This window comes from Halorubellus litoreus (genome assembly GCF_055378595.1).
In genome coordinates this window covers 1,085,445-1,100,217 of sequence record NZ_AP043836.1, presented here as the reverse complement: position 1 = coordinate 1,100,217, position 14,773 = coordinate 1,085,445, and the positions used below count along the sequence as shown (strand labels likewise).

The 14,773-nt window shown below is 70.6% G+C and carries 13 protein-coding genes; 11 read left to right on the top strand and 2 right to left on the bottom strand.

Going from position 1 to position 14,773, the window contains the following annotated elements:
- The first annotated feature begins 98 nt into the window (after positions 1-98).
- The 3 genes from ACZ48X_RS09665 to ACZ48X_RS09655 all read left to right on the top strand — a co-directional run bounded on the left by ACZ48X_RS09665 (position 99) and on the right by ACZ48X_RS09655 (position 1,543).
- Positions 99-518, top strand: coding sequence for a DUF7124 domain-containing protein (locus ACZ48X_RS09665; RefSeq protein WP_336350832.1), 420 nt, complete (start codon positions 99-101; stop codon positions 516-518).
- A 96-nt stretch (positions 519-614) separates the two neighbouring features.
- Complete coding sequence (locus ACZ48X_RS09660) at positions 615-1,154, top strand: DUF5815 family protein (RefSeq protein WP_336350831.1); 540 nt, start codon at positions 615-617, stop codon at positions 1,152-1,154.
- A gap of 167 nt (positions 1,155-1,321) precedes the next feature.
- A complete protein-coding gene (locus ACZ48X_RS09655) occupies positions 1,322-1,543 on the top strand; it encodes a hypothetical protein (RefSeq protein ID WP_336351114.1) in 222 nt (73 codons plus the stop codon).
- Between the two features lie 54 nt (positions 1,544-1,597).
- On the opposite strand, the gene ACZ48X_RS09650 is transcribed toward ACZ48X_RS09655, so the two are convergent.
- Entirely contained in the window at positions 1,598-2,644 is a 1,047-nt protein-coding gene (locus ACZ48X_RS09650) for an LD-carboxypeptidase (protein WP_336350830.1), read from the bottom strand.
- 171 nt (positions 2,645-2,815) lie between these two features.
- On the opposite strand from ACZ48X_RS09650, the gene carB reads away from it, so the two are divergent.
- The 8 genes from carB (at position 2,816) to ACZ48X_RS09610 (ending at position 12,662) form a co-directional block, all read left to right on the top strand.
- Positions 2,816-5,992, top strand: coding sequence for a carbamoyl-phosphate synthase large subunit (gene carB / locus ACZ48X_RS09645; RefSeq protein WP_336350829.1), 3,177 nt, complete (start codon positions 2,816-2,818; stop codon positions 5,990-5,992).
- A 254-nt stretch (positions 5,993-6,246) separates the two neighbouring features.
- A complete protein-coding gene (locus tag ACZ48X_RS09640; protein WP_336350828.1) occupies positions 6,247-7,815 on the top strand; it encodes a methyl-accepting chemotaxis protein in 1,569 nt (522 codons plus the stop codon).
- Positions 7,812-8,891: a 2Fe-2S iron-sulfur cluster-binding protein gene (locus tag ACZ48X_RS09635; protein WP_336350827.1), complete on the top strand. Its 1,080-nt coding sequence runs from the start codon at positions 7,812-7,814 to the stop codon at positions 8,889-8,891. Before ACZ48X_RS09640 ends, ACZ48X_RS09635 begins: the two co-directional genes overlap by 4 nt.
- Positions 8,888-9,559: a hypothetical protein gene (locus ACZ48X_RS09630; protein WP_336350826.1), complete on the top strand. Its 672-nt coding sequence runs from the start codon at positions 8,888-8,890 to the stop codon at positions 9,557-9,559. Before ACZ48X_RS09635 ends, ACZ48X_RS09630 begins: the two co-directional genes overlap by 4 nt.
- Positions 9,556-10,215 carry a plastocyanin/azurin family copper-binding protein gene (locus ACZ48X_RS09625; RefSeq protein WP_336350825.1) on the top strand — a complete coding sequence of 220 codons (660 nt, stop codon included), beginning with the start codon at positions 9,556-9,558 and terminating at the stop codon, positions 10,213-10,215. Before ACZ48X_RS09630 ends, ACZ48X_RS09625 begins: the two co-directional genes overlap by 4 nt.
- An 81-nt stretch (positions 10,216-10,296) precedes the next feature.
- The gene (locus ACZ48X_RS09620; RefSeq protein WP_336350824.1) at positions 10,297-11,289 is read left to right on the top strand and encodes a PrsW family intramembrane metalloprotease; all 993 of its coding nucleotides are present in this window, start codon (positions 10,297-10,299) and stop codon (positions 11,287-11,289) included.
- A 238-nt stretch (positions 11,290-11,527) separates the two neighbouring features.
- Entirely contained in the window at positions 11,528-11,854 is a 327-nt protein-coding gene (locus tag ACZ48X_RS09615) for a DUF8015 family protein (protein ID WP_336350823.1), read from the top strand.
- A gap of 73 nt (positions 11,855-11,927) precedes the next feature.
- A complete protein-coding gene (locus tag ACZ48X_RS09610; protein WP_336350822.1) occupies positions 11,928-12,662 on the top strand; it encodes an NAD(P)-binding oxidoreductase in 735 nt (244 codons plus the stop codon).
- A gap of 39 nt (positions 12,663-12,701) precedes the next feature.
- Here ACZ48X_RS09610 and ACZ48X_RS09605 read toward each other — a convergent pair whose 3' ends face one another.
- Positions 12,702-14,597 carry an N-acetylmuramoyl-L-alanine amidase gene (locus tag ACZ48X_RS09605; RefSeq protein ID WP_336350821.1) on the bottom strand — a complete coding sequence of 632 codons (1,896 nt, stop codon included), beginning with the start codon at positions 14,595-14,597 and terminating at the stop codon, positions 12,702-12,704.
- Positions 14,598-14,773: the final 176 nt, after the last annotated feature.

Below are 14,773 nucleotides of genomic sequence, written 5' to 3'. Positions count from 1 at the left end.
TAGCGACAGCGCCGCCCGGCGGCCCTGGACGTTCTCGCGTGACCGCGCAGTCGGCCCAGACCGACACGTTCTTTCGCCGCGACCGGCCATCTTCGTGCATGAACGGGCCCGATAGTGGCACGATGACGCTGGCGTTCGAGCTCTCCGCGCTCCAGGCGCTCGCGGACCCCGAGGCCGTCTTCGACGACGCGCGACGCTGGGCGAAGTACGTCGGCGTCGTCTCCGACGAACCGACGTACGTCGTCACGAACTTCACGCGGAAGAACCGCGTCCGCCAGGACTTCTTCAGCGGGCCGCGTGGGCGCGAGGAGAGCCTGGAGAGCGTCCACGAGCAGTTCGACACCGACCGGCACGTCTTCGTCGGTACCGACGAGGGCGACGCGGACCTCGCGGACCGCGTCGACTGGGAGTACCTCGCCGTCGAGGACGCGGCCGACGCCGCCGACTGGACGCTCGCGACCGACACCGCGAGCGAGGACGCCGCCGACGAGGAGCCGGTTCGCGACGACTGGCCCTGACTCGGATCCCGCATCGAGGCGTCACGACCGGTCGTCGCGGGACTGCGGCGACCGGGAGTCGCGGCCCTTTTACGCGCTCGTTCCGAACGCGCTCGTATGCCTGAGCCGCGGGTTCCGGGTGACGACGCGCCGAGTAGCGCACTGGAGCTGTCCTGTGGCGAGCGCGTCGACGTGAAGGACCTGGACATGGGCGTCCGCGACATCTCGTGTGACTGCGGTGGGACGCACGCGGTCGTCCAGGACGTCCATCCGCCGTCGCGGTTCTTCCCCGAATCGCTCGTCGCGGTCCTCCAGGAGACCATCGAGCCGGAGGACGACTTCGACGAGTTCGACACCATCCACCTCATGGGCGTCGTCCTCGAGGAGTTCCCCGAGGACGTCGCCGTGAAGGACGTGAGCGACGACGGGAGCGTCGGGTACTCGATGGTGTGGGTGACCGACTTCGACTCGCGGCGCCTCCACGAGATCGTCGTCGAACTCGTCGTCGAGCTCATGGAGCACGCGGTCAGCCACGCCGAGGACCAGAACGCCGTCCAGGAGTTCGAACGGCAGATGCTCGAGTTCGACGTCGCCGAGTTCGTCGACGCGTACCGCTCGCAGCGGGACTTCGCGGACGAGCACGACACCGCGCTGTAGGTCGACTGCGACTGCGACTGCGACTGCGACTGCGACTGCGACTGCGTCGGCGGCGACGGCGACTGCGGCGACGGTGGGTCGTTCCGCTGGTTGCTTGCGTGTGTTTCTGTCGCACCCTGGGCGTCGTTTTATGCTCTTCGCGCGCGTGAGGTTAACCTGTGACTCCCGTGGACCACGGCGAGTTCGAGCGGATCCGTGACGTACTGGCGAGTGCAGGTATCGAGGAGCCGTTGTCGGCGAGCGAGATCGTCGCGGTGCTCGACGAGCACGACGTCGACGTCGATAGCACGCATCGCGTCGCGACGGTGCTCGGGCGGCGCGCCGAGTCGGGCGCGGTCGAGGTGGTCGGCGAGAGCCCGCCGTACCGGTATCGGTTCGTCGACGAGTGACCGACTGCGGCGCGGACGCGGTGCGGTCGCGGCGCGATTGCGACGCGGTTGCGGTCAGTGGAAGGTGACGGTCTCGTTTTCGGGGTCGAGTTCGACGCGCGCGCCGAGTGGCACGGGGACGTGCGGGTCGGTGTGGCCGACGTCGAAGTCGAAGAGGATGGGGACGTCCGCGAACGCGCGGACGGTCTCGCGGACGGCGTCGCGCTGGCGGTCGCGGTAGGCGTCGCGTTCGCTGTGGGGTGGGCTGTCGCGGTGTCGGGTCTTCGGGCGGCCGACGACGACGGCGTCGAGGGCGTCGAGGGTGCCGCGGACGCCGAGGTTCTGGAGGACGCGTCGGACGTGGGTCGGTGACGGGAGTTCCTCGCTGGTCTCGACGAGGAGGACGCGGCCGTCGCCGTGCGCGGGCGGTGCGCCGGGGACGAGCGCGCCCGCGGGGTCGGCGGCGGCGACCCACTCGAGGACCTCGAGGCAGCCGCCCCAGAGGCGTCCCGCGACTGGGGCGTCGAAGCTATCCCAGGTCCAGCCGGGGGCGTCGAGCCACTCGCGGGGGTCCCCGGTGGCGAAGTCGTAGCGGTCGTCGGTGTAGCTGTCGGCGGGTTCGACCTCGCCGAGCGCGTCCTCGAACAGCGCGCGTTCGAGGTACGTCGCGGTGTAGGGGGAGAGCGAGGCGTCGAGGGCGAGGCCGGGGAGGCATTGGCCGCCGTAGTACGATTGGACGCCCGCGGCGCCGAGCGCGCAGTGGAGGTTGGTGTTGTCGCTGATGCCGAAGAACCGCGTCGGGTTGGCGGCGAGGACGTCGCGGTCGAGATGGGGAAGGACGCGGACCTGGCGGTCGCCGCCGGTCGCGGCGACGACGGCGCCGACGTCGGGGTCGCGGAACGCGGCCTCGAGCGCGTCCGCGATGGCCGCGGGGGCGGGGTCGCCGTCGGCGTCGAGGAGCGGGGAGCGGTCGACGCTGACGCCGAAGCGGTCGCGGAGCCGGTCGGCGGCGCGGTCGACGACGAACCCGGGGACCTGGCTGGACGTCGGGAGGACGAGCACGACCTGGTCGTCGTCGACGGGGGGTGGGGTCGCGGGTGGCTCGGCGCGTGCACGAGGCATGTCCGTGCGTGGTCCCGGCGAGCGGGTAGTTCTTCCGGGGGCGTGTGTCTCTCTACCGTGCCAGTCCGCCCTGAACCCCGGCAAGATTTCGAATCTCGAAACCGAGTTTCGCCCCTCGTAATCTATCGTGGGTCTTATTACGATGTACGGACTGGACACCGGTAAGCAATCATGACCGGCGGGACACCAGCGGACGACGGCGCGGACGGACGCACAATCCTCCTCATCGGCTCCGGCCCCATCCAGATCGGGCAGGCCGCGGAGTTCGACTACTCCGGCGCGCAGGCGTGCCGCGCGCTCCAGGAGGAAGGTGCGCGAGTCGTCCTCGTGAACTCGAACCCCGCGACCATCATGACCGACCCCGAGATGGCGGACAAGGTCTACATCGAGCCCATCACGACCGACGCCATCGCGGAGGTCATCGCGCAGGAGAAGCCCGACGGCGTCATCGCCGGCCTCGGCGGCCAGACCGGCCTGAACGTCACCGCGGAACTCGCCGAGGAGGGCGTCCTCGACGAGCACGACGTCGAGATAATGGGCACGCCGCTGGACACCATCTACGCGACCGAGGACCGCGACCTCTTCCGCGAACGCATGGAGTCCATCGGCGAGCCCGTCCCGAAGTCCGTCACCATCAACAGCGTCGACGAGATCGAGGACGCCGTCGACGCCGTCGGTGGGCTCCCCGTCATCATGCGGACGACGTACACGCTCGGCGGCGCCGGTTCGGGCGTCGTCGAGGAGATGGACGAACTCAAGGAACGCGTCCGCAAGGGGCTGCGCCTGTCGCGGAACAACGAGGTGATGATCACGGAGAGCATCGACGGCTGGGTCGAACTCGAGTACGAGGTGATGCGCGACGGCGACGACTCCTGTATCATCATCTGTAACATGGAGAACATCGACCCGATGGGCATCCACACGGGCGAGAGTACGGTCGTCACGCCCTCGCAAGTGATTCCGGACGAGGGCCACCAGCAGATGCGCGACTCGGCGTTGAAGGTCATCCGCGAACTCGGCATCGAGGGCGGGTGTAACATCCAGCACGCGTGGCGCGACGACGGCACCCCGGGTGGCGAGTACCGCGTCGTCGAGGTGAACCCGCGCGTCTCCCGTTCGTCGGCGCTCGCGTCGAAGGCGACCGGGTACCCGATCGCTCGCGTCACCGCGAAGGTCGCGCTCGGGAAGCGCCTGCACGAGATCACGAACGAGATCACGGGCGAGACGACCGCGGCGTTCGAGCCCGCGATCGACTACGTCGTGACGAAGGTCCCGCGCTGGCCCCAGGACAAGTTCCCGGAGACGGACTTCGAGCTGTCGACGGCGATGAAGTCCACGGGGGAGGCGATGGCGATCGGGCGGACGTTCGAGGAGAGCCTCCTGAAGGCCCTGCGTTCGTCGGAGTACGACCCGGACGTCGACTGGGCGGACCTCGCGGACGAGGAGCTGGAGCGCGAGTTCCTGGTGCGGCCGAGTCCGGACCGGCCGTACGCGATGTTCGAGGCGTTCGACCGCGGGTATAGCGTCGAGGAGGTCATCGAGCTGACGGACATCCACGAGTGGTACGTGGAGCGGTTCGCGAACGTCGCGCACGCGGCGAAGGCCGCGCAGGACGGCGACTTCGAGCGCGCGGGCGAGATCGGGTTCACGAACGCGGAGGTCGCGGAGCTCGCGGGCGACGGCGGCCGCGTCGCGGAGGCTCCGACCGGAGACGGTGGAACGGCGGCGACCGTCGAGGAGGTCGAGGCGGCGACGCCCGAGCGCTCGTTCAAGCAGGTGGATACGTGCGCTGGCGAGTTCGCGGCGTCGACGCCGTACTACTACTCGGCGCGCCAGCCCTCGCACGTCCAGAGCCGGTACCGGAACGAGCTCCAGGTCGACCCGGAGATGGAGAGCGTCGTCGTCGTCGGCGGCGGCCCCATCCGCATCGGGCAGGGCGTCGAGTTCGACTACTGTTCGGTGCACGCGGTCCAGGCGCTGGAGGAACTCGGTATCGACGCGCACGTCGTGAACAACAACCCGGAGACGGTGTCGACGGACTACGACACGAGCGACGGGTTGTTCTTCGAGCCCATCACCGCGGAGGAGATCGCGGACGTCGTCGAGGCGACGGACGCGGACGGCGTGATGGTGCAGTTCGGCGGGCAGACGTCGGTGAACGTCGGCGAGCCGCTCGAGGCCGAGCTCGCGCGTCGCGGGCTGGACGCGGAGGTCCTGGGGACGAGCGTGGAGGCGATGGACCTCGCGGAGGACCGCGACCGCTTCAACGTCCTGATGGACGAGCTCGGTATCGCCCAGCCCGAGGGCGGGAGTGCGACGAGCGAGGACGAGGCGCTCGCGCTCGCGAACGACATCGGGTACCCGGTGCTCGTTCGCCCGAGCTACGTGCTCGGGGGGCGCGCGATGGAGGTCGTGCACGACGACGAGGAACTGAAGGAGTACGTCGAGGAGGCGGTCCGCGTGAGTCCGGACAAGCCCATCCTCGTCGACGAGTTCCTCGCGGGCGCGGTCGAACTGGACGTGGACGCGGTCAGCGACGGCGAGGACGTCCTCATCGGCGGTATCATGGAACACATCGAGACCGCTGGCGTGCACTCCGGTGACTCGGCCTGCGTCATCCCGCCGCGGTCGCTCGACGACGACACCACCCAGCGCGTCCGCGGCGTCGTCGAGGACATCGCGAGCGCGCTGGACACGGTCGGCCTCATGAACGTCCAGCTCGCCGTCAAAGACGGCGAGGTGTACGTGCTGGAGGCGAACCCGCGCTCCTCGCGGACGGTCCCGTACGTGTCGAAGGCGACGGGCGTCCCCATCGCGAAGGTCGCGGCGAAGGTCATGGCGGGGGAGACGCTCGCGGACCTCGGTATCGAAGAGCAGGTTCCCGAGCACTTCTCGGTCAAGGAGGTCGTGCTGCCGTTCGACCGCTTGCCGAACTCGGACCCGCGCCTGGGGCCGGAGATGAAGTCCACGGGCGAGGTCATGGGGACGGCGAGCTCGTTCGGGATGGCGTACTGGAAGGCGCAGGACGCCGCCGGGAACGCCGTGAACACGGGCGGGAAGGCCGTCGTGAGCCTCGACGGCGACACCGGTGACCTCCCCGAGCGCTTCGGTGAGTACTTCACTGTCGTCGAGTTCGACGACGTCTCGCAGGCGATCATCGACGGCGCGGTCGACTTCCTCGTGAGCGACGACCCCGAGGCGCTGAAGACCGCCGTCGAGGAGGACGTCGCGTACCTCTCGACCGAGGCAGCGGCCGAGGCGTACCTCGACGGGCTCGCGGCGTGCGACGGCGACCTCGAGGTCCTCCCGGTGGGCGACCGGCCGCGCCGCACCGAGAACTGGGGCTGAGGACGCAGACCGTCGTCCGCTGGCGTCCACGACCGCCTCGATGGCGTCGTGACGTCGACGCTTCGACGACCACGCCGGGCGCGGTCTCGCGCTCCGTTCGGGTGTGCGGGCGAGCGCGTGACGCGCTGCTGGCGGCCACCTCCTGATTCTTGCAGCCGCTTGCAGCTCGTATTAGCGTCGTTTGCCGTGTTTTTGGTGCGAATTTGGGACTGATTAGGGAAAATTCACTTTAGGGTCTGGTCGCAGGTACGGCCATGGCTAGAGGGGTCCTTCGAGCAGGGGTAGGCGCGCTCGTCCGACGCGCTCGCAGGGGGGTCGACCCGCGGGCGTCGGTGACGGGGAAGTTCGTCGCGGCGGCGGTCGCCGCGATCGCGGTGGCGTTCGTCGTCGTCACGGTGGCGGTGTGGCGGGCGACGGTCGCGCTCGACGCGAACTACGCGCAAGCACAGGCGATCTACCGCGGCGGCATCCTCGCGTTCGCGACGTTATCGGTCGGTATCGTGGTGGCGTTCGCGTTCGTCGAGCGCTCCGTCGTCGCGGGGCTGCGCGACCTCGACCGGGAGACGCGCAAGGTCGTGGAGACCGGGCGGTACGAGGCGGCGTTCGAGCCGACGCGACGCGACGAGGTCGGCCAGCTCGCCTGGAGCGTCGCGGAGTTACGCGACCAGCTCGGCGAGCAGGTCGCGACCGTCGAGTCGTTGAACCGCGAGCTGGCGACGACGGCGACCGCGCAGACGCGGACGCTGTCGTCGGTCCGACGCGGTGACCTGACGGGCCGGATGGACGAGGAGACGGGCGTCCCGCAGTTCGACGCGCTCGCGATCGGGTTCAACGAGATGATGGACCAGATGGAGACGATGGTTGCGGAGGTCCGCGAGTTCTCGCGGTCGGTCGCGGACGCGGCGCGGGAGGCCGACGAGAACGCGGGCGCGGCGAAAGCGGGAACGCGGCGCGTGACCGAAGCGACGGCGTCCATCAGCGACGGCGTGGAGGCCCAGCACGCGGAGCTGGAGGAGACGGCGGACGCGATGGCGGACCTCCTGGAGCGCGTGCGGACGGTGGCGCGGTCGGCGGGTGCGGTCGCGGAGCAGTCCGAGCGCGCGGCGGCGACGACCGGCGAGGGCGCGGACGCGGCGACGGACGCGCTCGCGGAACTCGACGAGATAGAGGACCGGATGGCGGCGTCGGTCGCTGAGATCGAGTCGCTCGCCGGGACGGTCGAGGCGGTCGCGGACCTCGCGGACGAGGTCCGGGACCTGACGAACCAGACCGAGCACCTCGCGATGAACACCGCGCTGGAGGCGAAGAAGACGAGCGACGACGGCAGCATGACCCATCTCGGCGAGCAGATACAGCAGCTCTCGAACGACACGGAGGCCGCGGCGGCGGCCATCGAGGACGGCCTCGGCGACGTCGCCGCTGACACGGACGCGGCGCTCGCGGAGATAGAGCGCACGCAGGACGCGCTCGACCGGGGCGCGGACACCATCGAGGACGCGCTCGGGGCGTTCGAGGACGTCGAGCGCGTGGTCGTGGAGACCGCCGAGGACGCGAACCGCATCGACGAGGCGACGGACGCGGGGACCGAGCGCGCGGCGGCGGTCCGGGAGAACGTCGCGTCGGTCCGCGAGATCGGCGCGGAGACGGCGACGGAGGCCAGCGACGTGGCGGCGACGGCGCGCGAACAGCAGGCGGTCATCGAGCGCATCGAGCAGCGCGTGGACTGGCTCGCGGACGGCGCGAGCGAGCTCGAGCGCGCGCTCGAACAGTTCACGGTGCGGGCGTCGGAGGTCCCGGAGCCGGCAGTGGAGGGCTCGCGATGACGGACGAGGACGCGTCCGCGGAGACGGAGCGCGACGACGAACGGGGCGACGGCGAGTTCGTGTTCGGTGCCGTCGCGGACGCCGAGGAGGCGTCGGCCGCGACGGCTGCCGACGGCCCTGGTGTGGTCGGGCCGTCCCCTGGGCTCGACCCGGGCGAGGCGCTTCGTGTGCAACTGGACGCGATCGAGGCGAGCGACGTGGACGCGGCGGCGGCGCGCGCGGCCGGCGACGTCCCGGGCTGCGTGCGGACGCTGTTCGACTTCGCGGCACCCGGGTTCCGCGAGGCCCACGGCGACCTGGACGGGTTCGCGGCGACGTTCCTCGGGGCGATCTACGACCGGCTCGTGGGGGCGCGAACGGTCGAGCGCGGCCCGGGCGAGCGCGACGGCGACCGGTACGTGCAGGCGGTGCTGGCGCGCCACCCCGACGGCGACCGCACCTACGAGTTCGTGCTCGCGGAGCAGGCGGGCGGGAAGTACGACGGCTGCTGGCTGACGGAGGCGGTGGACATGACCTACGACGGCGAGAGTCCGTCGTTCCGGCGGACGCCGACGGTGACGTTCGGCGACCGGTCGGTGACGTGCGAGGTCGGCGACCAGCTGCGCGCGGTCCTGCTGGCCGCGGACGGGCACTCGCCGCACAACGACGTGACGCAGGTCGCGAACTGCGGCGGGAACGGCCTCTGCGGGACGTGCGCGGTGTCCTGCGACGGCGAGGTCGACGAGATGGGCGACCGCGAGCAGCGCCGGCTGTCGCTCCCGCCCCACGAGACCGAGAGCGGGCTCCGACTCTCCTGCCAGACGCACGTCCAGGGCGACGTCGTCGTCGAGAAGGGCGGCGGCTACTGGGGGCAGCACGTCGAGGAGGTCGGTGTCGGTGGTGAGGGTGCCGACGATGGCGACGGTGACGGCGCGGTCGACGGCGACGCTGGCGGCGGTGACGCGGGCGTCGATGCCGACGCGCTCGTCGACCCGGCGTCCGTGGTCGCGGTGACCGACGCGGAGTACGCCGGCGAGTACGACTACGGCACCGACGGCCCGGGGACGGCGGCGGCGAACGGAGGTGGTGGGCGATGATGGACACCGCCGCGAGCCAGACCGACGAGTCGATGCGCGACGGCCTCGGGCTGGACGCGTTCCTCGTCGTCGGCGCGGTCCTGGCCGCGGTCGGCTGGGGCGGCACGCAGTTCCTGGCGTCCTCGCCGGGGCTCGCACTCGAGGTCCTCGGGTTCGAGGCGGCGGTCGTCGTCGTCGCGTACTGGCTCGTCGCGAGCGTCGGGATGGTCGCGCTCGCGCTCGCCGCCGGCCAGCGCGTCGTCCGGTACAGCCCGCTGCTGTGGGCGTGGGGCGGCCTCGTGTCGCTCGCGCTCCTCGTGGACGTCGCGGTCGTCCTCGGCGCGTTCGGGCCGTCGCTCGGCCGGACGCTCCTGTGGACGCCGTGGCCGATCGTCATCGGCGTCGGGTTCGCGCTCACCGGTATCGTCGCGGCCCACCGCGCCCGGGGCGCGTACCTCGTCGGCGCGCTCGCCGCCGGCCTCGTCGTCCTCGCCGCGATACTGTTCCCGTCCACGGTCGCGGACTGGGCGTTCGCCGCGACGGGCGTCGTCCACGCCGTCCCGCTGCTCGTGGACGCTCGCGTCGGCGACCGCGACGCGGACCCGGCCGACGACGCCGCGAGCACCTACGAGTTCCGGGAACTCGACCGCGAGCGCGCCGGCGACGACGCCGAGGAGGGCGGCGCATGACCGACCCCGAACCCCGCGCCGACGGTCGCGACGACGCCCGCGACCGCGGTCGCCGGCGCGTGCTCGCCGCCGCCGGCGCGTCCCTGTCGGCGCTCGCGACCGCGGGCTGTCTCTCGAACCCGTGGGGGCCCTCTCGGCCGGGCGCTGGCGCAGCGACGACCGCTGACGACGATCCAGCGCCTGCGACCGCGACGACGCGCGGCAGCGAGTCGACCGCCGACGGCGACGCGGACGCGACGCGCGCGGACGCGACGACGCGCGACGACCAGACGACTGCCGAGGATACCACCGCGCCCGGCGAGTCGACGACCGAGGACACCGAGACCGCGACGGCGACCGCGACCGAGGTCCCGCCCGAGGAGAAGGAACCGGACCAGATAGTCGAGGTGGCGCCCGACGGGTTCCGGTTCTCGCCGGAGACGTTCACCATCGACGCCGGCGACACCGTCCACTGGCAGTGGAAGGACTCCGGGCACAACGTCCGCGTCCGCGAGAAACCCGAGGACTCGGACTGGACGGGCACCCCCGGCGACGCGTCGGACACCTACGGCGAGGGCTACCTGCACGCGCACACGTTCGACGCGCCCGGCGAGTACGAGTGCTTCTGTGCCCCCCACCAGACCCTCGGCCTGGAGGGCTCGTTCACCGTCCGCTGAGCGCGCCCGGGACCGGCGACACCGAACTACGTATTTTGGCCGCATCTACTCCGAGCGCGCCGTGTTCACCGTTCGTACACAATGGGGCCACCCGATAGCGACGACGACCCGGGGGAGGGGGCAGGCGAACCCGTCACCGACGGCGGCTACGAGGTATCGACGTGGGAACCACGCACCGCGCTCGACCGGCTGTCGGTCGCGGTGTACTCGGGTATCGTCGCGAGCGCGCGCTGGGCGGTCGTCGCGCTCGCCGTGCTCGCGTTCACCGCCCAGCTGGGCCTCGTCGTGGTCGGTATCACCGTCCGCCCGACGCTGGGCGTTCTCACGCTTGCGTCCATCCTCCCGGCGCTCGTCATCGTCGGCGTCATCTGGTACCAGAACCCGACGATGCGCGAACCCGTCTGGCCGCTCGCTGCGACCTTCCTGCTCTCCGTTCTCCTCGCGAGCTTCGCGGCGCTCGCGAACTCCGCGCTCAAGTCCGTCGTCACCGCGTACGTCCCGAGCGTCCTCGCGCTCGTGGTCTTCTTCTTCCTCGTCGTCGGCCCCGTCGAGGAGACCGTGAAGTGGCTCGCGGTGCGCCTGTACGCGTACCGGAGTTCGGCGTTCGACGCGGTCATCGACGGCGCGGTCTACGGCGCGGTCGCCGGCCTCGGGTTCGCGACCATCGAGAACGCCCTCTACATCTCGCGCGCGGTCATCGACGCCGGCGGGTTCCAGGCCGCCCAGAGCCTCCAGGGCGCGTTCGAGGTCGCGACCTCGCGGTCGTTCGTCGGCCCCGGGCACGTCCTCTACTCCGCCATCGCGGGGTACTACCTCGGGCTCGCGAAGTTCAGCGACGACCACTGGGGCCCCATCGTCGTCAAGGGCCTCCTCATCGCCGCGGCCATCCACGCGACGTACAACTCGATCGTGACGCTCGTCGACTTCGGCGCGTTCCCGCTCGTCGACGGTGGCATCGGGTTCGTCCTGTTCGTGTTCGCGTTCGAGGGCGCCGTCGGGTACGTCCTCTACCGGAAGCTCTCGAGGTACAACCGGTACTATCGAGCGGGCGCCACGCAGGCGAACGCGGATTGACGGGGCGACCGGGTTCGTCGGTCCGCGGGCGTCGCCGCGGCCGTCGCGCGCGCTACGCGCGAGTGAACCGCAACCTGCTCTCCGCGATCCGTCACGTCCTGATATTATTCTCGAATAGTCTACGTGGCTTTCGAGGGGGTTCGATGGCGGTTCGCTGGCGGTTGTTCGGCGGTTCGCACGTGGTTTCCGGCGAAATACTTAGTACGGAATCGTCCGTACGTCGTGACCGGATAGAGCCATGGAACGCACGGATACCGACCAGCGAACGAAGGTATCGTGGACTACACTGACGACCGCGGCGGTGTCTCGATACGACGTCGCGCTGGGCGTTATCCCGGTGTTCCTCGCGCTACCGGCGCTCGCCGCCGTCGTCTCGGGGGTGCCGCTGGAACCGCTCGTCGGCGTCGGCGCGGTCGCGTGCACGCTCGTCGTCGCGGACGTCTGCTTCCTGCATCCGCCCGCCGGCACCGGCGTCGCCGGTCGCCGCGACGACGCTACCGGTCGCCGCGACGACGCCACCGGTCGCCCCGATGAGGCGACCCGTTCCCGCCGTCGGACGGGGTAAGTAAGTCGCTCGGAACCGGCACCGAAGTGGTCGCACGGAACGTTTTACCTCCCCCAGAACGTAGTGTGTGAACGTGCCACACGAATCGTATCGCGTCCTGGTTGCAGACGCCGCAACGCCGGTCGGCATCGCCCTCCTGACGTACCTCGGCGAGACCGAGTACGTCCTCCGCGCACTCGTCACGGACGCCGACGCCGAACGTCGCGCGCGCACCGCCGGCGCCGACGAGGTCGTGCACGCCGACTTCGCGAACCACCACGCGCTCGCGGACGCCGTCGCCGACGTCGACGCCTTCTGCTGTACCACCACCGACGGCGGCCTCGGGCGCGTCGTCGGCCCGCTCGACGGCGGCCGCGGCCTCCGGAACCTCCTCGACGCCATCGACGAGGACAGCCGGCCGTACGTCGTCCTGCACTCCACCATCGGCGTCGGCGACTCCACCTCGGGGATGGTACTCCCACGCCGCCTCTACAACCACCGCATCCTCCGCGAACTCGACGAGACGGAACGACACCTCCGCGAACGCGGCGTGCCCTACACGATACTCAGAACCGGTGCGACGACCGACGGCGCACGCAGCCACGACGTCGTCACGGGCGAAGGCGGCGACGACGTCTCCGGCCGCATCGGCCGCGGGGACCTCGCGTGGCTGATGACCGCCACCCTCACCACGCCCGAAGCCCGGAATCGGACGTTCGAGGTCGCGAGCACCGACGCGACGACCGCGACCGACGCCGTCGACTTCGCGTGGAGCGGCCCCGAGACGGGACTCGTCGCGCGCCGCTCCGGGTACTCCATTCCCTCTTGAGACAGTCGGAGAGCGTCCCTCGGACGTGCTCTCCTCGGCTCAGATGTTCTCGGCGAGCGTCCGATAGTGCCCGGCGATCTTGACGTCCCACCGGTCGTCGGTCGCGTAGTAGACGTTCATGCCGTCGAGCGTCGGTCCGTTGTACCGCCAGTTCCCGGGTTCGAGGTAGCGGTCCGCGACCTCGCCCATCACGTAGTCGACGCACGCCTCGAACGATTCGAAGGGCTTCGCGCCCTCGTACGGCGACGAGTCGACCGCACCCCACCCGTAGACGTTCCGCTTGTCCTGCGCTATCGTGCTCGTCCCCCACGCTGACTCGTGGATGGCGTGGGCGGCCTGATACACCGCGTTCACGCCGTACTCCTCCTGCGCCGCGACGAACGCGTCGCCGAGCCCGACGAGCGGGCTGTCCGGGCGTTCCGCGGCGATGGCGTCGTCTATCTCCTGGCCGGTGACGTCGACGGGCACCGTCAGGTCCGTCTCGACGTCGAAGTCCGTACTCGGCTCGTTGCCGCCACCGCCGGCGTCGAGGTACTGCTCGACGCTCCACCCCCACACGTTCGCGGCCTGCCAGTGCAGTCCCCACCACGTGTAGCCGTCCGCGTCGACCGGGCCGTTCACGACCTCCGCGGTCGCACCGCTCGAGACGGTTTCGACGAGCTCCTCGCCGGTGCCGGGCTGCTTTCGCGTGTTCAGGCTCGTCGTCGCGTGCACCGTGTCGCCCTCGGCGAACGTCGGGTCCGAACCACCGTCGTCGCCCTCGCCGCCGTCGGCGCCGTCGTCGCCATCGCCGCCGTCGGCGCCGTCGTCGCCATCGCCGCCGTCGGCGCCGTCGTCGCCGTGACCGACGCCGTGCCCGTCGACGGGCGCTGCGTCGAGGTACTCGCCCGCGCACCACCCGGTCTGCCCGGAGTTGAACGCGACCCGCCACCACGTGTAGCCGTCCGCCGTCTGCGGGCCGGCACGCACGTACCCCGCCGACCCCTCGGGGGCGGTCCAGACGTCGGGCGCGTCGAGCGCGTGGTCGTCGTGAACGACGAGGTCCGCGGTCGTCGCGACGCGCTGGTCGTGGAGGAACGTCACGCCAGCCTGGTCGGTGTGGTACTTTGCGACGGCCCACCCGACGACGCCGTTCTCGTAGGCGACCTCGTACCACGTGTAGCCCGCCGCTTTCGTGGGGCCGTTCTTGACGACGCCGCGGACGCCCTCGGGGTTCGTGTGGACGACGTTGTCCGCTATCTCTGGTGCGGACCGAGCGTTCACGGTACTCGTCGTCTTCACGACCTCCCCGGCCGGGAACCCGCCGCCCGTGGCGCCGTCCATCTTCGCGAGGAGGTACTCCCAGTCCCACGTCGACCCGGGGTCGACCTTCCCGCCGGTGACCGCCGAGCAGTCGTACGGCGACGGCACCTGGTCGTGCCCGATGAGGCCGCCGTCGCCGTCGTACGCGCTACAGGGCGCGATGTCGAACGCCGGATGCCGGACCGGGATGTCGTAGGCGTCGCAGAGCCACGCGCAGAGGTCCGCGACGGCCTGGTACTTCGCCTCCGTGAAGTCCGTCGAGTTCGCGTACCCACTCATCTCGATGCTGATGCCGGTGTCGTTGTACGGGCCGTTGCCCTGCGTCCACGCGACGTCCTCGAGGTCGACCATCTGCGTGATGGTGCCGTCGTCGTCGACGACGAAGTGACTGGAGACGTTCGCGTCGGGGTTCTGGAACCAGTTGATGCCCGAACTCGCGGAACCCTCGATGGTGTGGACGACGATCCATCGCAGGTCGCTCGCGTCGCGACTCGCGCTCGTGTAGTTCGAGTAGTGCGCGCTCACGTACTCCATCGCGGGTTTGTCGGTCGCGGCGGCGCTTCCGGCTGCTCCGAGGAGCGTGCCGGCCGCGACGGCTCCGGTACTCGTCTGCAGGAATCTTCGCCGACGCATAGTTCCACGAGAGAATCTCGGTAAGTAAAACAGTACCCGCGTGGAATTTTACTCGCCGACTGGAGACCGCGCTCTGACCGGCCGTACTTCGCGGCCATCACCGTTCGCACCGAGAGCGAGCGTGGCGGCCGCTCGCGGTCGGAGTGCTCGAAGGAGCTGGACGCCTACGTCCTGGT